Below are 23551 nucleotides of genomic sequence, written 5' to 3'. Positions count from 1 at the left end.
TCAGGAGCACTTATGTCTGAGCACCCCAGGTCCGAGCACATCACCATCGGACTCGATTTCGGCAGCGATTCGGTCAGGGCACTCGCCGTGCGCTGCCACGACGGCGCCGAGCTGGCAACCCAGGTCGTCTATTACCCGCGCTGGCAGGTCGGTCGTTACTGCCAGCCGGTCACCAACCAGTTCCGCCACCACCCCCTCGACTATCTGGAATCCATGGAGCAGGCGGTGGTGGCTGTGGTGAGCCAGCTCACCCCGAGTCAGCGCGCCGCCGTGCATGGCATAGGGGTGGACAGCACAGGCTCGACGCCGGCCCCCATCGATGCAGAGGGGCATGTGCTGGCCCTGCGTCCGGAGTTTGCCGACAACCCCAACGCCATGTTCGTGCTGTGGAAGGATCACACCGCCATCGAGGAGGCCGAGGCCATCACCGCCCTTTGCCACAGCGGCCAGTTCCCCGACTACAGCCGCTACATCGGCGGGGTCTACTCCTCCGAGTGGTTCTGGGCCAAGATACTGCACGTCTCCCGCAGTGATGCGGCGGTGCGCGCCGCCGCCTGCAACTGGGTCGAGCTGTGCGACTGGGTCCCCGCCATCCTGAGCGGCACCCAGGCCCCGGCCGACATCCGACGCGGGCGCTGCTCCGCCGGCCACAAGTCTCTCTGGCATCCGCGCTGGGGCGGCCTGCCCCCCGCCGAGTTTCTCAACGCGCTGGATCCGCTGTTGACCGAGGATCTCGACTGCCCGCTCTTTACCGACAGCTGGACCGCCGACCTGCCGGTCGGCACTCTGACTCCCGAGTGGGCGGAGCGGCTGCATCTCTCCTGCGAGGTGGTGATCGCCGGCGGCGCCTTTGACTGCCACATGGGGGCTGTGGGGGCCGGGGCCGGCAACAATGCGCTGGTCAAGGTCATCGGTACCTCCACCTGCGACATCCTGATCGCCGACGAGGCCACCATAGGCGATCGCGCCATTGCCGGGATCTGCGGCCAGGTGGACGGCAGCGTAGTGCCGGGCATGGTGGGGCTGGAGGCGGGACAATCGGCGTTCGGCGACATCTATGCCTGGTATCAGCGCCAGCTCGGCTGGCCGCTGGAGAGCCTCGCCGCCCAGTACCCTGAGCTGCGCACCGCCATCGAGGCCCACAAGCGGGAGCTGCTGCCAAGCCTCGCCGCCGCCTGGGAGCAGCAGCGCGATCTGGCCCACTTGCCGGTGGTGCTCGACTGGTTCAACGGTCGCCGCACCCCTTACGCAAACCAGCGCCTGCAAGGCACCGTCACCGGGCTCAACCTCGGCACCGATGCACCCGATCTGTTCGGTGCCCTGGTGGCCTCCACCGCCTTCGGGGCCCGCAGCATCATGGAGTGCATGACCAGTCAGCAGGTGCCGGTGGAGCAGGTGATCGCCCTTGGCGGCATCGCCCGCAAGTCGGCCACCGTGATGCAGACCTGCGCCGACGTAATGAACAGGCCCATCCAGGTGGTGGCTTCGGATCAGTGCTGCGCCCTGGGGGCGGCCATCTTTGCCGCCGTGGCGGCCGGGATCCACGCCGATGTGGCCAAGGCCCAGCACCACATGGCGAGCGCCGTGGAGCGCACCCACCAGCCTGACCCCGAGCGGGTCGCCGAGTATGAGCGCCTCTACCAGCGCTACCTTGCCTGGGGCGCCGCCGCCGAGCCACTCTACAACCGGGGGATACCGGCATGAACCTCAAGATGCTCAAGGAGCAGGTGCTCGTCGCCAATCTGGATCTGCCGCGCCACGAGCTGGTGACCTTCACCTGGGGCAACGTGAGCGGCATCGACCGAGAGCGCAATCTGGTGGTGATAAAGCCAAGCGGCGTCAGTTATGAGCGGATGCTGCTCGAAGACATGGTGGTGCTGGATCTGGCGGGCAAGCAGGTGGAAGGCGCCTTGCACCCCTCCTCCGACACCGCTACCCACCTGGTGCTCTATCGCGCCTATCCGGAGCTTGGCGGCGTGGTGCACACCCACTCCACCCACGCCACCGCCTGGGCCCAGGCGGGGCGCGCCATCCCCATTTTCGGCACTACCCAGGCCGACTACTTTCACGGCGAGATCCCCTGCTCGCGCCTGCTCACCCCGGGTGAAGTGGAGGAGGATTACGAGGGGCTGACCGGTCATCTCATCGTCGAGACCCTCAAACAGACCCCCATCCTCACCATGCCGGGGGTGCTGGTGGCCAACCATGGCCCCTTCAGCTGGGGCAAGAGCGCCGAGGACGCGGTACACAACGCCGTGGTGCTGGAAGAGGTGGCCCGCATGGCCTGGCTCACCGGCCAGATCAACCCTGCGGCCCGTCCCCTGCCCGATTACCTGCTGGAGAAGCACTACCAGCGCAAACATGGCAAACACGCCTATTACGGCCAGACAAAAGCATAAACAGAGGACACCAAGATGGAATTCATGAAACAGCTGGAAGTGTGGTTCCTGGTCGGCAGCCAGCACCTGTATGGCGCCGCCACCCTGAAGCAGGTGGCCGATCACGCCCACACCATCACCAGCCAGCTCAACGAGCGCGCCGGTCTGCCGGTCAAGATAGTGCTCAAGCCCACCGGCACCACCCTCGACGAGATAAGCGCGGTGGCCCGCGATGCCAACCACGACCAGCGCTGCATAGGTCTCATGGTGTGGATGCACACCTTCTCCCCCGCCAAGATGTGGATCCCGGCGCTGAGTCAGTTGCAAAAACCCCTGCTGCAATTTCACACCCAGTTCAACCGGGATCTGCCGTGGAGCGAGATCGACATGGACTTCATGAACCTGAACCAGACCGCCCACGGTGGCCGTGAGTTCGGTTTCATGGGGGCTCGCCTGCGGCTGCCGCGCACCGTGGTGGTCGGTCACTGGCAGGATGAAGAGGCCCACCGCAAGCTGGGCAACTGGATGCGGGTCGCCGCCGCCATTCACGACAGCCGCCACCTGAAGATCGCCCGATTTGGCGACAACATGCGCAACGTGGCGGTCACCGAGGGCGACAAGATTGAGGCCCAGATCCAGTTCGGTTATCAGGTGAACTACCACCCGGTCGGGGATCTGGTGAAGGTCATCGACGCCGTGCCCGCAAGCGACATCGAGGCGCTGCTGGCCGAATACGAAGAAACCTACACCCTGACCGAGGCGGTGCAGGCGGGCGGGGAGCTTCGCGCTTCTCTGTATGAGGCGGCGCGCCAGGAGCTGGGGATGAAGAAATTCCTCACCGACGGCGGCTTTGGCGCCTTTACCACCACCTTTGAAGACCTTCACGGCCTGCACCAGCTGCCGGGGCTGGCCTGTCAGCGCCTGATGCAGCAAGGCTTCGGCTTTGGCGCGGAAGGAGACTGGAAGACCGCGGCCCTGCTGCGCACCCTCAAGGTGATGGGTGCCAGTCTTGCAGGCGGTACCTCCTTCATGGAGGACTACACCTACCACCTGGAGGCGGGCAACAACCTGGTGCTGGGAGCTCATATGCTGGAGGTTTGTCCCTCCATCGCGGCCGATAAACCCGTGCTGGATGCCCAGCATCTGGGCATAGGCAAGAAGGCCGATCCGGCCCGCCTGCTGTTTGCGGCCCCCGCCGGCAAGGCGGTCAACGCCAGCCTGATCGATCTGGGCAACCGCTTCCGGCTGGTGGTCAATCAGCTGGAGGTGGTGGACTTGCCAGAGGCCATGCCGAAACTACCGGTGGCGAGCGCCCTGTGGAACCCCATGCCGGATCTGCAAACCAGCGCCGAGGCCTGGATCCTGGCCGGGGCCGCCCACCACTCTGTGTTTACCCAGTCGGTGGATATAGCGCAGCTGCGCACCTTCGCCGACCTCATGGGCATAGAGTTAGTGGTGATCGACGAGCACACCCGCATTCCCGAGCTCAAGCAGACCCTGCAGTGGAACGAGGTCTACTACAAGATCTGCCGCTAACGCCTTCTTAGGCCAGCGGCCACCAGCATGACAACAGCCCCGCCAGCGGGGCTGTTGCTTTGCTTGCGCGGACAGATGTCACCCCGCCAGACGAGGCGCTGACAGCGATCAGGGATGGTCGCGGCTCTCCAGCAACCAGTGACAGGTGCGGGCCACCCCCTGGCGCTGGCTGTCGGGGCGGGCGAGCAGGGCGTACTCATGATCCGTGCTGAGCACGGGGGCAAAGGGTGCCACCAATGCGCCGCTGCCGAGCTCCTCGGCCACTATGGTCGGGTCCCCGAGGGAGAGGCCAAAGCCCTGCAAGGCCGCATTCATCGCCAAGTCCAGGGTATCGAACAGCTGGCCGCCCTGAGGCTGCCAGGGAGTATCGAGGAAGGCGGCGAACCAGTTGCGCCAATCCCGCCGATCCGCACTGGCATGGAGCAGCGGCAACAGGGGCAGCTCCTCGAGGGAGCGTTCGAACAAGCGATGCTTGGCCGCGAAGGCGGGGGCACAGATGGGGGTCAAGCGCTCCCGAAACAGCGGCTGGCTGTGGGGGTATCTGGCCTGAGTGGATTGATAGACGATGGCGAGATCGAAGGGCTCGCGGGAAAAATCGATGCCGTGGCTGTGACTGCCACGCACCTCGACCGCCTCTCCATCGAACGCTTGCAGCCGTCGCAGCAACCAGCGGCTGGCGCAGGAGGGCACCTTGATGCTGATAGCCTGCTCGTGGGGCAGGGTTTGCAGGGCGCTGACCCCCTCCCCCATACGAGCCAGTCCCTCCCCGATGAAGGGCAGCAGCCGCTCGGCGGCCGGGGTCAGGCTCAGGCAGCGGGTGCCACGCACGAACAGCAGATGACCGAGGCGGGCCTCCAGCTGGGCTATCTGCTTGCTCACGGCCCCCTGGCTCACGCATAGCTCGTCGGCCGCCAGGGTGAAACTCAGATGGCGGGCGGCACACTCGAACACCTGCAGGCCATAGAGAGGCAAGTGGCTACGGGGCTGGCTGGTCAACATTCAAGGCTCCATGCTTGAGAAAAACTCATGCGTAACATGCCGAATAATCCGTTGTCCGGCAAGGGGCCGCGAGGCTAAAAAGGGACATCTTTCACACACTCAGGTGATGGCGTAATGTCTTCCCCCCGCATTGTCAGCAAACTGCCCCAGGTGGGTACCACCATCTTCAGCGTCATCGGGGATCTGGCCGACCGCCACCCCAGCATCAACCTCTCCCAGGGAGCCCCGAGCTTCCCCTGCGACCCCGAGCTCATCCGGGTCACCCATGAGGCCATGCTGGCGGGGGAGAACCAGTATGCCCCCATGACGGGGCTGCCCGCCCTGCGCGAGCAACTGGCGGCCAAGATAGCGACCAGCTACGGCCACCACTATGACGCGGGCGAGGAGGTCACCATCACCGCCAGCGCCAGCGAGGCCCTGTTCTGCGCCATCACAGCCCTGGTCCACCCCGGCGACGAGGTGATCATGTTCGAGCCGGCGTTCGACAGCTACCGCCCCATGATCCAGCTGCAGGGGGCCACCCCTGTGGTGATCGCCCTCAAGGCGCCGGACTTTGCCATCCCCTGGGAGGAGGTGGCCGCCCGCATCACACCGCGCACCCGCATGATAGTGCTCAACACCCCCCACAACCCCACCGGCACCGTCTGGCAGGCGGGGGATCAGGAGCGCCTCGCCCGCCTGGTGCGCGGCACCGACATCGTCATTCTCTCGGACGAGGTCTATGAGCACGTGGTGTTCGACGGAGCCCTGCACCAGAGCGTCATCCGCTATCCGGAGCTGGTGGAGCGCTCCGTCGCCGTCTTCTCCTTCGGCAAGACCTTCCACGTCACCGGCTGGCGGGTGGGCTACTGCGTGGCACCCCGCCCCCTGATGGAGGAGATCCGCAAGGTGCACCAGTTCGCCATGTTCGCCGCCGACACCCCCATGCAGTACGGCTTCGCCCACCTGTTGCAGCAACCGGCCCACTATCAGGGGCTGGCGGCCTTCTATCAGCGCAAGCGAGACCTGCTGGTCTCGGCCCTGGGGAATTCGCGTTTCACGCTGCTGCCCTCCGCCGGCAGCTTCTTCATGCTGGCCAGCTACGAGCGGATCAGTGACGAGGCGGACAGCCTGTTCGTACAGCGGCTGATCCGCGAGCACGGGGTCGCCACCATACCCGTCTCCGCCTTCTATCACGACGGCACGGATCAGCGGGTCATCCGCCTCTCCTTCTCCAAGGATGACGACACCCTGCTGGCGGGCGCCGAGCGCCTGTGCGGCGTCTAGGAGGCACCATGGATTCACTGCGCGTTGCCGTTATCCAGATGGTCTCCGGGGACAGTCTCGACCACAACCTGGCCCAGGCCGAGGCCCTGCTGCGTCAGGCGGCGGCCGAGGGGGCCGAGCTGGCCCTGCTGCCCGAATACTTCTACCTGATGCCCGTCGACGAGCGGGCGCGGGTCGCCCTGGCCGCCCCCGTGAGCAGTCACCCCCTGCTGGTCTGGGCCCGGGAGCTGGCCAGGGAGCTCGGAATCTGGCTGCTGGCGGGCACATTGCCGCTCGTAAGCGACGAGCCCGGCAAGATGCATAACAGCAGCCTGCTCATCGACCCGCAAGGGGAGCTCGCGAGCCGCTACGACAAGCTGCACCTGTTTGGCTTTTGCACCGGGCAGGAGCAGTATGACGAGGCCGCGACCATGAGCCCGGGCCGGGAGGTGGTGAGCCATCCCCTGCCCTGGGGCATGCTGCGCGTCGGGATCTGCTACGACCTGCGCTTCCCGGAGCTGTTTCGCCTGGACCCTGCCCCCGACTTCATCGCCCTGCCCGCCGCCTTCACCCACACCACAGGGCTCGCGCACTGGGAGCTGCTGCTGCGGGCCAGGGCGGTGGAAAATCTCGCCTTCGTGCTGGCCTCGGCCCAGGGGGGAGAGCACCCCGGCGGGCGCCGCACCTTCGGCCACAGCATGATCATCGATCCCTGGGGCCGGGTGCTGGCCCAGGTAGAGGAGGGTCAGGGCATGGCCATCGCCACCCTGGATCTGGCCGCCCAGCGCAGGGTGCGCAGCCAACTGCCGGCTCTCAGCCATCGCAAGATACCCGTCGGCCCCTAAGGCCGGTACATTCAAGACCATCGGCATGACGCCACAGACGCCACAACGGCAAGGGAATGACCATGAAATTCAATACCGCAATGATGCTGGTGGCCCTGGCCACCGCCGGCCAAGCCGCCGCCAAACCCCTGGTGATCGCCACCGATGCCACCTATCCCCCCTTCGAGATGGTCGATAACAGCGGCAAGCTCGGCGGCTTCGAGGTCGAGCTGGCTTACGCTCTGTGCGCGGCCATGAAGACGGAATGCGAGGTGATCAACCAGCCCTGGGACGCCCTGCTGCCGGGTCTGCAGGTGCGCAAGTACGACGCCATCATGTCCTCCATGAACATCACCGACGAGCGGCGCCAGAAGGTGGACTTCAGCCAGGTCTATTACATGATGCAGAACCGCTTCGTGGGGCGCAGCGACAAGGCCGCCACCTTCGCCGACGACCAGGCACATTTCAAGGGCAAGGTGATAGCGGTGCAGGAGGGCACGCCCCAGGACAACTTCATCACAGCCCGTTACGGGGAAGTGGCCAGCATCAAGCGCTACGTCAACGCCCAGTCCCCCATGCTGGATCTGCAGTCCGGCCGCGCCGATTACACCTTCGGCAACATGGTGCAGCTGAAAGTCGGTTTCCTCGACAAGGAGATGGGCAAGCAGTTCGCCTTCGTCGGCCCCCAGTTCAACGGCACTCAGGACAAGACCCTGGGTGAAGGGGTGGCGGTGGCGCTGCGCAAGAACGACGCCAAGCTCAAGGGCCTATTCGATGCCGCCATCGACAGCGTCAAGGCCGATGGCACCTTCGACCAGCTGCTCAAGAAGTATCAGCTCGAAGACCTGCTCTAAGGCCGGTTGGCCCATTGCAGGAAGCGCTCCCCCCAAACCCACAATGCCAGTCAGCTCCGACTGGCATTCTTTTACCCGGGCTCTGCCGGCAACGCGGCAAACCGCTCTCCTTTATGCAGGCCGCCTGCACCTCGACGCGAAAGAGCCCCCATCTACCCCTACAATGGCGAGGCAGAGCATGCCATGCTGCACTTGTCCACGGGCCCCCGATCACCCATCGGCCATCCGGCGGCGCCGCGAGCCGGTCACACCAGACAAGGAGGCAAGCCATGAACCCGTCACCGCTGATCAGACGCTTCGCCCGCAATCCTCTGGGGCGGGATCTCGCCGTCGGCGATATCCACGGCTATTTTTCGCGGCTGGAACAGGCGCTGGACCAGGCGGGATTCGATCCCGCTCGAGATCGCCTCTTCTCCGTGGGGGATCTGACGGATCGCGGCCCCGACTGCACCCAGGTGCTCGAGTGGCTGGCCAGGCCCTGGTTCCACCCTGTCTGCGGCAATCACGACGACTACGTCTGCCGTTACGAGAGCTGCGATCGGGAGAACTGGATCCAGAACGGCGGCGGCTGGTTTCAGCAACTGACCCCAGGTGAGCAGGCGGCATTTGCCACCCACTACCGCACCCTGCCCATCGCCATCGAGGTGGCCACCCCGGCCGGCCCGGTCGGGCTGCTCCACGCCGATTGCCCCTTCTCCTCCTGGCAGGGGCTGCTGGACAAACTGGATGCTGGAGTGAGCGGCGGGAGGCTTAGGGCCATCAAGAACGTCAGCCTCTGGTCAAGGCGCCGTATCGAACGCCTGGACGAGAGCGGGGTCGAGGATCTTGTCGCCCTGGTGGTGGGGCACACCCCGGTGGGCCGCCCGGCCCGCCTTGGCAATGTGTACTACATAGACACAGGCGGCTGGTATCCCGACGAAGGCGGCTTCTTCACCCTGCTGGACCTGCATACCCTGATGCCGGTGGCTCTGGAGGCATCCCGACGATCCACCTGATTGTGCAATGTTTCACCATGCAATCCGCGATCATGCTCGGCCCCTTGATCCGGCACCCTTGAGCGTTCAATAAACCGGCAGCCGGGCTGCCTGCCCTTCGTTCTGTCTGCGCTATGGTTTACCATGCAGGCAATTGTGGTGCATGGCACCGCCCACTCAGGTGCGTGGCACCACCGCATCGGACACCCATCTCGGAACTTATGAGCAAAACAGCACAATCCGGCACAGCGCCCACCTTCTACTTCCACGATTACGAGACCTTCGGCATCAGCCCGGCCAAAGACAGGCCGGCGCAGTTCGCCGGCATTCGTACCGATGCGGATTTCAACCTCATCGGCGAGCCGCTGGTCATCTATTGCAAGCCACCGGCGGACTATCTGCCGGAGCCGGAGGCCTGCCTCATCACCGGCATCACGCCGCAAAAGGCGATGAAGGACGGGCTGTGCGAGGCGGATTTCATTGCCCAGATCCACGAGCAGTTTGCCACCCCGAATACCTGCGTGCTGGGCTACAACAGCATTCGCTTCGATGACGAGGTGACCCGCTACACCCTCTATCGCAACTTCTACGACCCCTACGCCTACAGCTGGCAGAACGGCAACTCCCGCTGGGACATACTCGACATGCTGCGGGCCTGCTATGCCCTGCGCCCGGAGGGGATCGAGTGGGCATTTGACGAGGAGGGCAAGCCGAGTTTCAGGCTGGAGAAGCTGACGGTGGCCAACGGCGTGGCCCACGCCAATGCCCACGATGCGCTCTCCGATGTGCTGGCCACCATAGAGATGGCCAGGCTGGTGAAAAAGGCCCAGCCCAAGCTGTTTGGCTATCTGTTTGAGCTTCGCAACAAGAACAAGGTCAAGGCACTGATCGACGTGGTGACCATGAAGCCGCTGACCCATGTCTCCGGCATGTTCTCCCCCTGGCAGGGGTGCGTCAGCTGGGTGTCACCGCTCGCCTGGCATCCCAGCAACCAGAACGCGGTGATCATGGTGGATTTGACCCGCGATCCCACCCCGCTCATCGAGCTCACGAGCGACGAGATCCGCGAGCGACTCTATACCCGCAAGGACGAACTGGGAGATCTGGCGGCCATTCCGGTCAAGCTGGTACACATCAACAAGTGCCCGGTGCTGGCGCCGGCGGCCACCCTGACCTCCGAGCGCGCCGACGAGCTTGGCATAGACAGGGAACAGTGCCGCAAGAGCCTGAACCTGCTGCGGGCTCACCCCGAGGTGCGGGAAAAACTGGTGGAGGTGTTCAATCAGGAGTTCGCGGGCAACAACGACTCGGATCCGGATACCCAGCTCTACGCCGGCTTCTTCGGTCACGGCGACAAGGCCACCATGGATCTGGTGCGTGCCACCCCGGCCGAACTGCTGGGGGAGCGGGAATTTGCCTTCACAGACGCGCGTTTGCCCCAGATGCTGTTCCGCTACCGCGCCCGCAACTGGCCGCACACCCTGAGCGAGGCGGAGCAGAAGCGCTGGCGCCTGCACTGCAGCGACTACTTCAGCCGCCGCCTGCCGGACTACGCCCCTCGCCTCGAGGCGCTGGCCGAGCAGAATCAGGGTAACGAACGGAACTTTGCGATTCTCAAGAGCCTCTATCACTACCTCGAAGATCTGTGAGATGTGATCGGTTTCACAGTTAAATGTCGGTATGCTCCCCTCGCCCAAGACATAATGGGAAGGGGAGCAAAGACTCCTGAAGTTTCAATTATTTGTGCGCTAACATTGCATTAACGGCCTTTGGCTATCGACCCTTGGGGATGCCTCATCTGATGCGTTCAGGATTATCCGGTTTCGGCTTGCTCGTCTGCTCCCTGCTGCCTTCGGCCGGCATGGCGGGCGTGCGTTTTGATGTCCCCGACTATTTGCTGCAATTGCCGCAACAGACTTATCAGCTGATCGAGAGCAACTTCAGCCGCCTCTATCAGCAGACCGACTTCACTCCCCAGATCACCAACAGCTATTTCAACCGCTCCGATCTCTACAACTTCGTCGGCGTGCCGCTGGCTATCACCCCCCAGGCGGGTTTTCAGCTGGAAGTGTTCGGTCAGCTCTACAATCGCGCCTCCCAGAGCTATGTACACATGAGCCAGGACATGTCGCTCTATCGGATGATCCGGGCCGACATGATGGGCAACACCAACGACGAAGTGGCCCTCGGCATGGGGCTCGGCATTCCCCTCAGCCCGCAGCTCACCTTCAAGGCGCTGCTCTCCAGCAACGAGATCCCGGGCTATGGCGCCGCCAACTACGCCATCGGCTTCGAGTGGCGTTACTGATCCACCGCATATTTGCCCCTCTACGAATAATTCAGGCTCCCATGGGAGCCTGAATTATTCTCGCCAGCGTACTCAGCGGTAGCGGATCACCCGCCCTTCGCCCCCTTGCAGGGTGAGCGCGGTGCCGACCGCATCCTCATCCCAGAAATCCTGGCCGCCCGCCGGCAACAGGAACTCCTGGGACTGCCCCTGCCAGTTGAAGAGGCAGAGCAGGGTACCGCCCTCGGGCAGGCTCACTTCCCCACAGGCAAACTCCATCGACTCGAAGCGGGCTGAAGGGGCCCGGGCCGCGCACAGGGCCAGCAATTTGTGCAGCTGCGCCGTCTGTGCTGCATCGAGATCCTGCAGCCGGTCACCGGCCAGCATCATGCCGCCGCTCGCCACCAGCGCCGCCAGATGAAAGCGGTACTCTGCGGAGCTGGCCTGCTGACTCGGCAGATCCCGCAGGCAGATGCAGTCGGGATCCAGCGCCCACAGCCGCTCGTTTTGCCAGGCGCGGCAGAAGGCCTCGCGGGCAATCTGGCGAAAACGGTGGCCATTGCGCTCCACGTCATCGCTCACCCGCATGCCGTGCACCAGCCCCAGGCTCGGCCAGATGGGGGCGTTGCAGCCGAGCAGGAAGGCGCCCTCGCCCGCCCCGCGCAAGATGGCGGCCATGCCGCGCCGATAGGCTTCGACCCGGGTGGCGGAAGAGTCATGGAAGCGGCCGCCGTGAATGGCACCCCAGAAGTTGGCATCCAGCTTGAAGTAGTGAATGCCCCACTGCTGGCGCAGGGTGCGGAATACCTGCTCAAGGTGAGCCTGCACCTCGGGGTGGGTGCCGTCCAGCACATACCAGGGGGTGCAGCGCCAGCCACCATAGGTGACCCGCTCTGAGGGGAGCGGCAGACCGTCATCCCCCTTCACGAACCAGTCGGGGTGATCCTGAAACACCTGTGAGGTCGGCTCGGCAATAAAGGGGGCGACCCAGAGTGCAGGCTCGCAGCCGGCACTGCGGATCTCCGCCGCCAGGGCCGCCACGCCCTGTTCGAACTTGGGCGAAGGGGTGAGCCAATCCCCCATCTTCGCCTGATAGCCATCGTCGATCTGCACGTAGCGCAGGGCCGGAAAACGCTCGGCCCGCACCGCCAGATTCTCGCGAATATCGGCGGCGCTCACCTGCGCATAGTAGTGATACCAGGAGCACCAGCCGCTGGGGCGGCTCGCCACCTCGGCGATCAGGCTGCCGTGCTCGGCCTCGATCATGCTCGCCAGTTCGGCCAGCAGTGCCTCGCGATCCGCCCCCTCCAGACAGATCAGCGCCTCGCTCTGCCAGTGCTGGCCGGCAGGCAACAGACGATCTTCGCAGTTCATCAGGATTTGCAGACGACCATCGGGATAGAGGCGGAACTCGCCGCCAAAACGGTGGCAACTGGCAAAGGCGAGCAGCAGCCAGCCCTGGCCGTGTTCCACCAGCAACAGGTTGTGGACCGTGTGATAGCCGTCGTCGTCGCTGATGCGATAGACGCCGGCATCGGGACAACGGCCGACCGGCTGCGGGGCCTGCCAACTGCCCATGGTCTGGGCCAGCATCTGGAATCCTTCGCCATAGATGGCGCACGCACGCGAGAGGCCGAGCTTGCCGTCAAACAGCACCCAGCGGCCGACCGGCGCGGCCTCAGGGCCTGTGTTGTCGAGCCTGACCCGGCACACAGACCCGTCCCACTGACGGGTTTGCAACAAATCCGGGGGCAGGCTGCTATCGGCTGCCAGTTGACGCACGCGGGACAAGAGGGATGTCATGGCTACTCCTTGTAATTCATAAACAAAACAAACAGTTCAGAACCTGGTCGTTCGAAAAGTGCATCGAGTCAGAAAATCTTCAATCAAATCAGCTTCAAACGAACTGATTTCAACTGTTATTGTTTTAATGCCGCGCCCCTGCCTCTCTGGTAAACTGCCCGTTCATTCACAGTTACCAAGTTGGGGCTCACGTGATCGCGCAACGTGCCTTGCTGTACCTTCGTGACTTCATGGTCATAGTCGCCTGCCTGCTGGCGGGCAAAACCCTGGCAGCCATACTGCCGTTCGCCTTCCCCGGCAGCATCATCGGCATGCTGCTGCTGTTCGTGCTGCTCTCCTTGCAACTGGTGAAATTGCACTGGGTCGAGCTCGGTGCCGGCCTGCTGCTGCGCCACATGGGCGTGCTGTTCGTGCCGGTGGCGGTCGGGCTGGTGGCCTGGCTGGAGCCGCTGCGCCAGTCGTTCGGCCTCATCATGCTCTGCATAGTGCTGGGGATAGTCTTGATCCTCGGCACGGTCGGCCGGCTCTACCAGAGGATGAACCGATGATCTTCTGGCTTGCCATCCCCCTGACCCTGGCCCTCTACTTCGCCACCCGGGCCCTCTATCGCCGCCTGCCTTGGCCCATCATCAACCCCGTGCTGGTGCCCACCGCCGTCATCATAGGCCTGCTGCTCTGGCTCGATCTACCGCTGGATCAGTACGAGAGCGGCACCCGCCCCATCACGGCACTGCTGGAACCCGCCGTGGTGGCGCTGGCCCTGCCGCTCTACCAGCAGGCCCGCCAGATCCAGGCCAGGCTCAAGCCCATCCTAATCTGTACTCTGGCCTCCGTCTTGATCTCGGTCTGCACAACCTTGCTGATCGGTCATTTTATGGGCGCCGATCCGGCATTGCTGGCCTCGCTCGCCACCAAGTCCATCACAACCCCGCTCGCCATGAGCGTCAGCCAGTCCCTCGGCGGCATTCCGGCCATCGCGGCGGCCGTGGTGGTGGTGGTCGGAATTGTAGGCGCTCTCATCGGCTACCCGCTGCTCAAACTGATGCGGGTGACCGACCCCGAGGCCCAGGGGCTGGCCATGGGAGCCTGCGCCCATGCCATCGGCACCGCCACCTCCGCCGAGAAGGGCATTACCCAGGGGGCCTTCTCGTCGCTCGCCATGGTGGTGTGCGGTATCCTCACCGCCGCCGTGGCCCCCTTGCTGTTTGCCATTTACCACTGGTTGAGCTGAGTCGTACCGATTTTCGGTTGTGCGGGCCGGGTGGCCCGCCACAGTGCGAGCTGACGCACAGTTTGCGCAAGACAAACGTTTCCTTTACCATCCCCCTCCTTTTGCCCATCAGGGCGTGAGCGCGCTCACACATTTTGCCGAGCTTGCTCCCTACAATGGCCCCCCAATTGGCCTTTGAGGACACACTATGCATCCCCGTTTTGCCAAGCCACTCGATACCCTGCCCGCCCCGCTCAAAGCGGCGCTGCTGCCCATGCTGGATCCCGAACAGGGCGGCGAATTCAATGCCCGTTTTACCCCTGCGCAAGTGGCGACCCTGAAAGCCGCCACAGGTCTCGATGATCGCGCCCTGCGCCTGGCCCTGTTGCCACTGGCCGCGGCCTGCTCGGTGGCCCCCATCTCCAAGTTCTTCGTCGGTGCCATCGCCTGCGGCCTGAGCGGCACCTGGTATTTCGGCGCCAACATGGAGTTCGCGGGACAAGGGCTGTTCCACTCGGTCCATGCCGAGCAGTCCGCCATCTCCAACGCCTGGCTGGGCGGTGAGACAGGGATCAGCGAGATCACAGTCAACTACACCCCCTGTGGCCACTGCCGCCAGTTCATGAACGAGCTGAGCACCGCCAAGATCCTGAAAGTCTCTCTGCCGGACGACCTGAGCGCCCTGCAATCCTTCCTGCCCCACTCCTTTGGCCCGGCGGATCTCGACATCACGGATGCCCTGATGAGCCCGCAAGCCCATGACGAGCTGACGCTCGAGAGCGAGGATCCGCTCTGGCAAGCCGCGCTGGCCGCCGCCCGCCAAAGCTATGCCCCCTACAGTCAGGGCTATGCCGCGGTGGCGCTGCAGTTTGCCGATGGTCGCCTCTTCTGCGGCCGCTACGCCGAGAACGCCGCCTTCAACCCCAGCCTGCCGCCGATGCAGATGGCCTGTGCCCATGCGGTGCTGAACGGTGAAGATCTCGCCACCATCCGCCGCGCCGCGCTGCTGGAGAGCAAAAACGGCCAGATCAGCCAGCGGGATTCCGCCCAGTCCACCCTCAAGGCGCTGGGGTCGGTCGAGCTGGAATACCAGGCCGTCTGAGGTCAAAAATGCCCAACAACAAGGGGAGCCACCGGCTCCCCTTGTTGTTTCTGCTGCTAGCTGAGACTCAGGATTCCCAGATGATGCTCTGGGAGGAGGACCAGGCCTCGCCGAGGTCCGCGTATTTCTGCTCCAGCAGGTGGCGGCGGATCTTCATGGTGGGGGTGAGTACGCCGTTCTCTATGTTCCAGGGGCTCTTCACCACCAGGATACCGCGAATTCTGGCATGGGATTCCAGCTGCTCGTTGACCCGGTTGCGCGCAGCCTCCAACTGGGCGTTGATAACGTCCCGATTGCCCTTCATGGCACTCTCGGCCAGTTGTACCAGGGCAACCGGCTGGGGCATGCCGTAACCTATCACGCAGAGCTGCTCTATGATGGGCTCCTGCCCCAGCAGCCCCTCGATGGGCACAGGCGCTACGTACTTGCCCTTGGCAGTCTTGAACACGTCCTTCATCCGGCCCGTGATGGTGAGGTAACCTTCCCTGTCCAGCTTGCCCATGTCGCCGGTGTGAAGCCAGCCATCGCCGTCGATGGCCTCGGCGCTGTGCTCGGGATCCTTGTAGTAGCCCAGCATCATGCCGTCGCAACGGCAGAGGATCTCCCCCTCATCCGAGATGCGGATCTCGACCCCGGGCCCCGCCTTGCCGACCGTGCCTATCTTGTCGGCGCGGAAGGGATAGTTGAGGGTGGAGAAGGCGTGGTTCTCGGTCATGCCCCAGGCTTCGGTAATATTGACGCCTATGCTGTAGTACCACTGCAGCAGGGCCGGTGACACTGGCGCCGAGCCGCAACCCAGCACCCGCGCCTGATCCAGCCCCAGCCCCTTTTGCAACTTGCGCTTGATGAGCCCCGATACAAAGGGGATCTTGAGCAGCAGCTCGAGCTTTTTCTGGGGCAGCTTCTCGTGGATCTTGATGCGGAACATGGCCCACAGGCGGGGTACGGAGATAAAGACGGTGGGACGGCAACGCTTGACGTCATCGATAAAGGTGTCGAGGGATTCGGGGAAGGCGATGGTCGCGCCACTGAACAAGCTGCCACCATAGATGTAAACCCGCTCCGTGATGTGGGCGAGCGGCAGATAGGAGAAGCCGCGATCGGTGGCGGTCAGCTCCACCGCTTCCACCAGCTTTTCACACGACCAAGCGTAACGCTCGACGCTCAGCATGGCGCCCTTGGGCTTGCCGGTACTGCCGGAGGTGTAGACCAGGCTCAACAGGGCGTCCGGCACCTGCGCCGGGCTGTCAGCAATGGGCTCGTGCGCCTCCAGCAGATCATCCCACTGATGGCTGGCGGGCATGGTCTCATAGGGCAAGGCGATGCGCAGCAGATCGGCGGGCACGCCGGCCTCCTGGCTCTTCCAGTCATCCAGCTTGCCGACGAAGATCGCCTTGGCCTCGCTGTGGCGCAGCACATATTCGATGGTGTCGACGTTGGCGGTCGGGTAGATGGGCACGCTCACATACTGCCCCATCTGCATGGCCAGATCGGCGATGAACCACTGGGCGCAGTTCTTGGAGAGCAGGGCCACCTTGTCACCGGGCACCAGCCCCAGATGACGCAGTGCCGTCACCATGCGGCGCGCCTCGTCGGCGACTTCACCCCAGGTGAAGTCGACGTATTCGCGGTTGATGGTTTGACGAAGGTAGACTCGGTCAGGACACTGCCGCTCCCAGTGATAGAGCATCTCGAGCGGCAGTTTGTTGGCAATACGTGATGAGGAGGCCATAGTTTAATCCCTGAAACAAAAGGCGAAACTTATTATTAACCTTTCACTAACTTCAGGGAAGAATAAACTCAAACTTCTGTTTGAAATGTGTATCCGATCAAGCTTCTGCTTGTTGCTGCAAACGAATCCACATTGCCTGTACCAGCTTCTCATCTTCTTCGGAGAGCTCACCCTCCAGAATGGCCTCGTTCAGGCTGCGCAGCACATAGCTCTTCACATCCCGCACCAGGTTCTTGCCCTCCAGCTCGGCGCGCGCCACCGCCAGCGAGATGTGGCCGCGCAGATAGCCCCCTGCAAACAGCTCATCTTCGGTCGCCGTGGCCACCATGCTGTCTATCAGTCCCAACAACTTGTGCTCAAAATCATGAATCGTCATGTAACGCAGCCTCATTTTCAGAGTGGCTGGCAAAAAATTGCCGGCAAAATAATTCGGGGGAGTGGAACCGCGATCCGGTTGATCACGGCTCTCTGGCGCCAGGCCAGCCGCATCCTTGATGCCCTATTCCGGGTTGGCCACCGGGTAGATGACCTGATCCTTGTATCCCGTGGTTATGCGCAGATAACCACTTAACGACCGGTTCAGTGCCGGGTCATCGGTGTCCACCAGCAGCGGCCTGCCCGCGAGGGCTGCCAACTTGGCCTTGGTGGCCAGAACCTGGATCTGGTCCCGCCCGACAGCCCGGATCACCTCTGGACTCAATTGCTGATTTCCGCGCCCGAACAGATGTCCCTGTCCGCCGATCAGGGTAATGATCAGCCGGCAGTGACGACCGCGGATCCGGGTCAGGATCTCGGCGGCGGACAGATCCTGCCCGATAAGCTGGCCGTTTTCCACCAGATCCACACCGAGCAAGGTATTTTCCAGGCCTAGCTCTGCCATGCAGGCGGCGACCGTGCTGCCCGACCCCATCAGGTAGAGGGTGTCGGGTTCCATCTGCTCGACCACACCGGCGGCGAGATCCGCCAGCACCAGCTCCTCGGACTCCCGCCCTCCCTGCTTGACCGCCTGCACGTAGCGCAGATCGCCGGGCACCAGCAGCTGGCCATAATGGCGAGCCCGCACCTTGCCAGCCCGAAACGCCTCCTCGTCTATGTCCATCACCTCGGCATCCACCAGGCTCAGCAATTCGCCGGCGATCATCAGCGCCACCACCCGACCGCTGGCGGCCGGGGTGACGCCATACACACCGGAGTGGATCTTGCAGCCCGCCGGGATGCCGAGCACATGGCACGACTCCCCCACTGCCGCGCAGATGTCACGCGCAGTGCCATCGCCACCGGCGAACAGCAACAGGTCGACGCCCGCCTCGCGCATCCGCTCGGCGGCGGCGCGGGTATCGGCCGCCGTGGTGGTGTCGGCGACGGGCCGATAGACGATACGGCAAGGCAGCTGGAGCGATTTCGCGAGATCGGCGCCCATCTCGCCTGCGACCGTCAGCAACTCGAATGAGTCGGCGAGATCGCACAGGGGCAGCAGGGCTTGCCGTGCCCGCTCCTGCGCCCTGGGCACGGCGCCCAGCGCCAGCGCCTCGGCGACCACGCCATCGCTGCCCTTGAGACCGACCGCGCCGCCAATGCCGGCAACCGGGTTAATGATGAGTCCTAAACGAAACATAGATTTCTCCCTCAAATCGCCCGCCATTTTATCTTTTCAAGGCGCTGGGACAAGCCATGTTGCGCCTGCTAGAATGCGCTGCTTCAATTTTTTAACCAAGGTTCAATCATGCTGGAATGGGTTCTTGATCCCTCTGCCTGGGTTGCGCTCGCGACCCTGACCCTGCTCGAAATCGTGCTGGGTATAGACAACATTATCTTTATCTCCATCCTGGTCGCCCGCCTGCCGGAGGCGCAACGCCAGAAGGCGCGGATCCTGGGTCTGGGCCTCGCCATGGGCACCCGCATACTGCTGCTGCTGTCGCTCGCCTGGGTGATGCGCCTGACCGAGCCGCTGTTCACCGTGCTGGGTGAGGCCATCTCGGGTCGCGATCTCATCCTGTTGCTGGGAGGCCTGTTCCTCATCGGCAAGAGTGCCCACGAGATCCACGCCACCCTGGAAGGGGCGGCGGAGCCAGAAGGCTCAATCGCGGTTGCGTCCGGCTTCGTCAGCACCCTGATCCAGATCGCCATCCTCGACATCGTCTTCAGCCTGGATTCGGTCATCACAGCCGTGGGCATGGCGGATCACGTGCCCGTCATGGTGCTGGCCATCATGATCGCCGTCTTCATCATGATGTTCGCCGCCAAGGCCATAGGTGACTTCGTCGATCATCACCCCACCATCAAGATGCTGGCCCTCTCCTTCCTCACCCTGGTCGGCTTCGCGCTGATGGCCGAGGGGATGGATCTGCACATTCCGAAGGGTTACATCTACTTCGCCATGGCCTTCTCGCTGACGGTGGAGATGATCAACATCCGCCTGCGCAGTCACCACGACCGCGAGAAGCTCGAGCAGTAAATGCCAGAGCCACAAAAAAGAGCGCCATCAGGCGCTCTTTTTTTATCCACACAACCGGCTTATTCGTTGCTGATGACGATGGCAACACGGCGGTTCTCGGCCCGCCCGGCAGCGGTCTTGTTGTCTGCTACCGGATCCCGCTCACCGCGACCACGGATGTCCAGGTTGGCCGGCTGCATGCCGACCGACACCAGCACCTCGGCCACCGATTTCGCCCGTTTCAGGGAGAGCTGATCGTTGTAGAGCTCAGGCCCGTTGGAGTCGGTGTGACCGTCGATGCGCGCCTTGTTCAGGCCGACACCCAGCAAGGTCTTGCCCAGCTTTTCCACCAGAACACGGGTCTTGGGGTTGAGGACCTCCACGTTGTTGGCAAACAGCACCCGGTTGGAGAAGTCCAGAGTCCAACCCTCATCGGTCAGGCGAAAGCCCTGCTCCTTGAGTACGGCGATCTGCTCTGCCGTCAGGCCGTGGGGGGCGCTTTGACAGCCCACCAGCACGCTCAACAGCAGGCCGATCAGGCCGGTTTTCATCAGGACATGGATCTTCATTGTTATTTTTCCTCTGCAGAAACATCAAATTCCAGCTGGTCATGGAGTGCAAGCTCCCGACGCAGCCGCTTGGATTGGTACATGGCGTTGTCGGCCTGCTGCAACAGCTCGCCAGCGGTCAGCCCCTGCTCCGGATAGAGGGCCGTGCCTATGCTGATGGCCGCCACCAGCTGGCGACCATCCCCCAGCACCACGGGATCGGCCATGGCCTGCTGGATGCGGGATACCACATCCTGCGCCTCGCTCTCTTGCAACACAGGAGTCAACAGGATGGCGAACTCGTCACCCCCCAGCCGACATACCAGATCCATCGGCCGAAGCTGATGTTGTACCCGTCTGGCCAAGGCGATCAGCACGTCATCCCCGGCGGCATGGCCCAGGGTATCGTTGATCTGCTTGAAGCGATCACAATCGAGGTAGAGCAGTGCGAAACGCTCTTCATGCAAGCGACCCGTGGTCACGGCTTGATCCAGACGAGCCTCAAAAAGAGCACGATTGGGCAGGCCGGTCAAGGCATCGTGGGTGGCCCGGTGCAGCAGGCTGGCGTTCTCCCGCCGCTGATGAGCCTGCCAAGCTTCCAGCTCGTCGAGCAGGGAGTTGAAGTCCTGACCGAGCTCGTGCAGCTCGGCGATATGCGCCTCGGGGACCCGCATGGCCAGGATGCGTCGACGGCTGACACTGTGAGCCACCTGCGCCAGCTCCTTGAGTGGTACTGTGAGGGAGTTTTGCATCCAGCGCGCCACGTAGAGCGCCCCCAGCGCACTGAGGATGAGACAGACCAGCATGGCCAGCAGGGTTTGCAGCAGGAACAGCAGCAGATATTGGCCGTGGCCGACCAGATGGATGCGGGCTATCTCCACCCCGCCCCGCATCATGGGCTGATCGACCGGGCCCGGCAGTATGAGCCTGGCCAGATACTGCTCCAGCCCAGACCAGGGGGTGCTCATGGCCCGGCGCCAGCTGGCCAGCGGCTGACCCGTGGGCAGATAGATGCTGGCCTGCGCCACATCCTCATGGGTGACTATGGCTTGCAGCGCCTCCTTGGCGGCCTCTTCGTCATGGAACACCACGGCCGCTTCACTGGTGTAACTGATGGCGCGGGCCACCAGCTCCAGGTTGTGATCCGCGTAGAGGCGCAAGGCCAGCAGAGCGATACCGGTCAGCAGCACACCGGCCATACAGACAGCGGTCAGGGACGTCACCAGGTGGGTGCGTCCCAGACTCTGTCGCAAGGTGAGCCGCTGGGTCCGTGGACGAAAGAGCCCTATCATGGTGTCTCCTCATCCGCCTTGGCCAGCTTGAGCACGGCAGGATGCACCCGCACCCCGCTCCTGGCCAGGGCATCCAGATTGACCCGGAACCGCACGCGATCCAGCCCGACCTGCAGGCAGAACACGGCGTCGGCGACACACTCGGCGCTCTGCTCGCTGATGCTGAGAATGGGGTGTTCCCGCAGCCGCTGGAAAAGGGACAGCCGCCGCTCCGGCGCCAATATCCCCAGGTAGAGCACGTCACAGCGCCGCCCCAGCGCCTCATCATCCACGTCGTAGCGATGGACGCTGACCGGCCGGCCATTGGCTTGCTGCTTGATGGAAAAGAGGGCGGTGGCATATTCGGTCGGTGCCGTGATGCACAGGCGCAGCTCAGCGGGCTCGGTCGGCCAGCGGGTATAGCTCAGAATGTCGAGGACCGTCTGGCGTACCTGCTCGGCACGCAGCTCGGCAGAGGTGGGGAGAACAGGCTCGGTGGCGAGGGCCAGCGAACAGAGCAGCGGCGTCAACCACGCCAGGATTCGAACCAGTGAAAGAGAGTGCATCGTGCCTGCGCTTATGCCCACGCCAGCGCCCGCGAAGGCCTGACGCCCAGGAAGGGTGAGCCGGATAGGAGTAGTATTGAGCTTATCAGCAGCATGACAAGGCACCGCCAACAGAACAAGCACATACGTCACTAAATGTCGCAACAATGGCAGGGGCCCACCCTGGTGTGAGCCCCAAGATCCTACCTGCATTCATCTACTTACTTCTTGCTGATCCCGTATTCGCGCAACTTGTTGGCGATGGCGGTGTGCGACACCCCCAGCCGTTTGGCCAGCTGACGGGTAGAGGGGAAGGCCGGATAGAGCCGCTCCAGCAGCCGGCTCTCGAAACGCTTCACCGCCTCGTCCAGGCCCCCTTCGAACCACTCGTCGATGAGCGGCATGGCATCGGCCGCCACCGGCAAGTCGACGTGCTCCGGCCCTATCTCGTCCCCTTCCAGCAAGGTCATGGCCCGGTAGAGGCAGTTGCGCAGCTGGCGCACGTTGCCGGGCCAGCGGTAGGCGGTCAGGTACTCGGCCATGTTGCGGGTAAAGCGCGGGCGCGGCCGCTGCAATTCGCTGGCGAAGCGGGAGACGAACTGCTGGGCCAGCGCCATGATGTCCGCCTTGCGCTCGCGCAGGGGGGGCAACGCCAGGCTCAGCACGTTGAGGCGATAGTAGAGATCTTCCCGGAACTTGCCGTCGTGCACCAGATCCAGCAACTGCTTCTGGGTGGTGCAGATAAAGCGCACATTGACCTTGACCTCCTGCTCGTCACCCACCCGGCGGAACACCCCGTCCTGCAACACCCGCAGAAACTTGGTCTGCAGATGGGGGGACATGTCGCCGATCTCGTCCAGCATCAGGGTGCCGCCGCTGGCCAGCTCAAGCACGCCGCGCTTGCCTTCGGTGTTGTTGCCAAAGGCACCGGGGGCGTAGCCAAACAGCTCGCTCTCGGCCACGTTGTCCGGCATGGCGGCACAGTTGAGGGCCATGAAGGGGTGGCTGGAACGCAGGCTGGCGCCGTGGCAGGCGCGGGCCAGCAGCTCCTTGCCGGTGCCCGTCTCGCCGACGATGAGCAGCGGCGCGTCCTGCATCGCCAGCTTGCTCGCTTCCGTCAGTACCTGCTTCATCTTCTGGCTCTCGGCCTGCAGGTGCTCGAAGCCCCCCACTTCCACCGCGTGCAGCGCGCTGAAGTGCATGCCGACCCGACGGGCGGATTTGAGTACCACCACGGCGCCGGCCAGGGCCTGACGGCCCTTCTCTTCGGCCACGAACAGCGGCATCAGGTCCGCCAGATACTCTTCGCCATTGAAGCTGAGCTTGCAGGTCTGCGGCTTGATCTCGCTCGCCTCCAGCCAGCGGCTGAAGGAGAAACCCTTGACCAGGGAGCCCAGGGCCACGCCGCGTATCTCTTCCACCGGCAGGGCCAGGGTGGTGAGGGCGGACTGGTTGGCCTGGGTCACCTTGCCCTTGGCATCGAGGGAGAAGACCAGATCCGGCAGTGCCTTGAGCAGGGCCTCAATCTCGTGGTGCTCACGCTCGGAGGGCATGTAGGGGATGGTCTTGACGTCATAGACGCCAGGAATGCGGCGGATCTCCGGCATCAGATGCTGGAAATCACGAAACTCCAGCTCGGGAAAGTTGAGATAGATGATGCCTGAGGTATCGATTTCGATGCCGCGCAGATCGATGTTGTGCTCCACCAGACGGTCGAGCAGTTCCCGGGTCAGGCCCAGGCGGTCTTCACAGCTGACTTCAAGACGCATTCGGGACACACTTCCTAGCTAACTCTATGAATGACCGGAT

22 protein-coding genes are annotated in these 23551 nt (G+C 63.6%); 13 read left to right on the top strand and 9 right to left on the bottom strand.

What is annotated here, in order from left to right; all coding sequences use genetic code 11:
• The first annotated feature begins 12 nt into the window (after positions 1–12).
• Genes BN1118_RS14905 through araA form a run of 3 tightly spaced genes read left to right on the top strand, consistent with a single transcriptional unit; the run spans position 13 to position 3914 of the window.
• Entirely contained in the window at positions 13–1704 is a 1692-nt protein-coding gene (locus tag BN1118_RS14905) for a ribulokinase (protein ID WP_043556878.1), read from the top strand.
• Positions 1701–2399 (top strand): L-ribulose-5-phosphate 4-epimerase, encoded by a 699-nt coding sequence (locus BN1118_RS14900; protein ID WP_043556877.1) that lies wholly within the window; start codon positions 1701–1703, stop codon positions 2397–2399. Before BN1118_RS14905 ends, BN1118_RS14900 begins: the two co-directional genes overlap by 4 nt.
• Before the next feature lie 15 nt (positions 2400–2414).
• Positions 2415–3914, top strand: a complete 1500-nt coding sequence (araA, locus tag BN1118_RS14895) for an L-arabinose isomerase (RefSeq protein WP_043556876.1) — start codon at positions 2415–2417, stop codon at positions 3912–3914.
• Positions 3915–4022: 108 nt separating this feature from the next.
• On the opposite strand, the gene BN1118_RS14890 is transcribed toward araA, so the two are convergent.
• Positions 4023–4913 (bottom strand): LysR family transcriptional regulator, encoded by an 891-nt coding sequence (locus tag BN1118_RS14890; RefSeq protein WP_043556875.1) that lies wholly within the window; start codon positions 4911–4913, stop codon positions 4023–4025.
• 114 nt (positions 4914–5027) lie between these two features.
• Here BN1118_RS14890 and BN1118_RS14885 point away from each other — a divergent pair, with 114 nt between their 5' ends.
• From BN1118_RS14885 to BN1118_RS14860, 6 genes are all read left to right on the top strand, one after another.
• A complete protein-coding gene (locus BN1118_RS14885; protein ID WP_043556874.1) occupies positions 5028–6179 on the top strand; it encodes a methionine aminotransferase in 1152 nt (383 codons plus the stop codon).
• Between the two features lie 8 nt (positions 6180–6187).
• Positions 6188–7003 carry a carbon-nitrogen hydrolase family protein gene (locus BN1118_RS14880; RefSeq protein WP_043556873.1) on the top strand — a complete coding sequence of 272 codons (816 nt, stop codon included), beginning with the start codon at positions 6188–6190 and terminating at the stop codon, positions 7001–7003.
• 62 nt (positions 7004–7065) lie between these two features.
• Positions 7066–7836, top strand: coding sequence for a transporter substrate-binding domain-containing protein (locus BN1118_RS14875; protein WP_043556872.1), 771 nt, complete (start codon positions 7066–7068; stop codon positions 7834–7836).
• A 269-nt stretch (positions 7837–8105) separates the two neighbouring features.
• Positions 8106–8831, top strand: coding sequence for a metallophosphoesterase (locus BN1118_RS14870; RefSeq protein WP_043556871.1), 726 nt, complete (start codon positions 8106–8108; stop codon positions 8829–8831).
• 200 nt (positions 8832–9031) lie between these two features.
• Positions 9032–10459: an exodeoxyribonuclease I gene (gene sbcB, locus BN1118_RS14865; RefSeq protein ID WP_043556870.1), complete on the top strand. Its 1428-nt coding sequence runs from the start codon at positions 9032–9034 to the stop codon at positions 10457–10459.
• 152 nt (positions 10460–10611) lie between these two features.
• Positions 10612–11118 (top strand): hypothetical protein, encoded by a 507-nt coding sequence (locus BN1118_RS14860; RefSeq protein ID WP_043556869.1) that lies wholly within the window; start codon positions 10612–10614, stop codon positions 11116–11118.
• A 72-nt stretch (positions 11119–11190) separates the two neighbouring features.
• On the opposite strand, the gene BN1118_RS14855 is transcribed toward BN1118_RS14860, so the two are convergent.
• Complete coding sequence (locus BN1118_RS14855; RefSeq protein WP_043556868.1) at positions 11191–12900, bottom strand: glycoside hydrolase family 36 protein; 1710 nt, start codon at positions 12898–12900, stop codon at positions 11191–11193.
• Between the two features lie 191 nt (positions 12901–13091).
• Between BN1118_RS14855 and BN1118_RS14850 the strand changes: the two genes are divergently transcribed.
• From BN1118_RS14850 to cdd, 3 genes are all read left to right on the top strand, one after another.
• A complete protein-coding gene (locus BN1118_RS14850) occupies positions 13092–13448 on the top strand; it encodes a CidA/LrgA family protein (RefSeq protein WP_042035460.1) in 357 nt (118 codons plus the stop codon).
• Positions 13445–14131 (top strand): LrgB family protein, encoded by a 687-nt coding sequence (locus tag BN1118_RS14845; protein WP_043556867.1) that lies wholly within the window; start codon positions 13445–13447, stop codon positions 14129–14131. The genes BN1118_RS14850 and BN1118_RS14845 overlap by 4 nt, the downstream gene beginning before the upstream one ends.
• Positions 14132–14318: 187 nt before the next feature.
• Complete coding sequence (gene cdd / locus BN1118_RS14840; RefSeq protein ID WP_043556866.1) at positions 14319–15212, top strand: cytidine deaminase; 894 nt, start codon at positions 14319–14321, stop codon at positions 15210–15212.
• Between the two features lie 67 nt (positions 15213–15279).
• Here the strand turns inward: cdd and BN1118_RS14835 are convergent, their stop codons facing one another.
• From BN1118_RS14835 to BN1118_RS14825, 3 genes are all read right to left on the bottom strand, one after another.
• On the bottom strand, positions 15280–16944 hold the full coding sequence (locus BN1118_RS14835) for an AMP-binding protein (protein ID WP_043556865.1): 1665 nt from the start codon (positions 16942–16944) through the stop codon (positions 15280–15282).
• A 97-nt stretch (positions 16945–17041) separates the two neighbouring features.
• Positions 17042–17320, bottom strand: a complete 279-nt coding sequence (locus tag BN1118_RS14830; protein WP_042872229.1) for a YfcL family protein — start codon at positions 17318–17320, stop codon at positions 17042–17044.
• A gap of 123 nt (positions 17321–17443) precedes the next feature.
• The gene (locus BN1118_RS14825; RefSeq protein ID WP_043556864.1) at positions 17444–18559 is read right to left on the bottom strand and encodes an ATP-NAD kinase family protein; all 1116 of its coding nucleotides are present in this window, start codon (positions 18557–18559) and stop codon (positions 17444–17446) included.
• Between the two features lie 108 nt (positions 18560–18667).
• Between BN1118_RS14825 and BN1118_RS14820 the strand changes: the two genes are divergently transcribed.
• Entirely contained in the window at positions 18668–19399 is a 732-nt protein-coding gene (locus tag BN1118_RS14820; RefSeq protein ID WP_043136098.1) for a TerC family protein, read from the top strand.
• Between the two features lie 59 nt (positions 19400–19458).
• Here the strand turns inward: BN1118_RS14820 and yfiB are convergent, their stop codons facing one another.
• From yfiB to tyrR, 4 genes are all read right to left on the bottom strand, one after another.
• Positions 19459–19947, bottom strand: coding sequence for an outer membrane lipoprotein YfiB (gene yfiB / locus BN1118_RS14815; RefSeq protein ID WP_043556863.1), 489 nt, complete (start codon positions 19945–19947; stop codon positions 19459–19461).
• Between the two features lie 2 nt (positions 19948–19949).
• Entirely contained in the window at positions 19950–21218 is a 1269-nt protein-coding gene (gene dgcN, locus BN1118_RS14810) for a diguanylate cyclase DgcN/YfiN (protein ID WP_043556862.1), read from the bottom strand.
• Positions 21215–21763 carry a regulatory sequestration protein YfiR gene (yfiR, locus tag BN1118_RS14805; RefSeq protein WP_043556861.1) on the bottom strand — a complete coding sequence of 183 codons (549 nt, stop codon included), beginning with the start codon at positions 21761–21763 and terminating at the stop codon, positions 21215–21217. The genes dgcN and yfiR overlap by 4 nt, the downstream gene beginning before the upstream one ends.
• 200 nt (positions 21764–21963) lie before the next feature.
• On the bottom strand, positions 21964–23511 hold the full coding sequence (gene tyrR / locus BN1118_RS14800) for a transcriptional regulator TyrR (RefSeq protein ID WP_043136086.1): 1548 nt from the start codon (positions 23509–23511) through the stop codon (positions 21964–21966).
• Between the last annotated feature and the right edge of the window lie 40 nt (positions 23512–23551).

It is taken from the genome of Aeromonas bestiarum (assembly GCF_000819745.1).
GTDB lineage: Bacteria > Pseudomonadota > Gammaproteobacteria > Enterobacterales > Aeromonadaceae > Aeromonas > Aeromonas bestiarum.
Note: the sequence above shows the minus strand (reverse complement) of the source record. Positions and strands in the feature narration are given on the sequence as shown.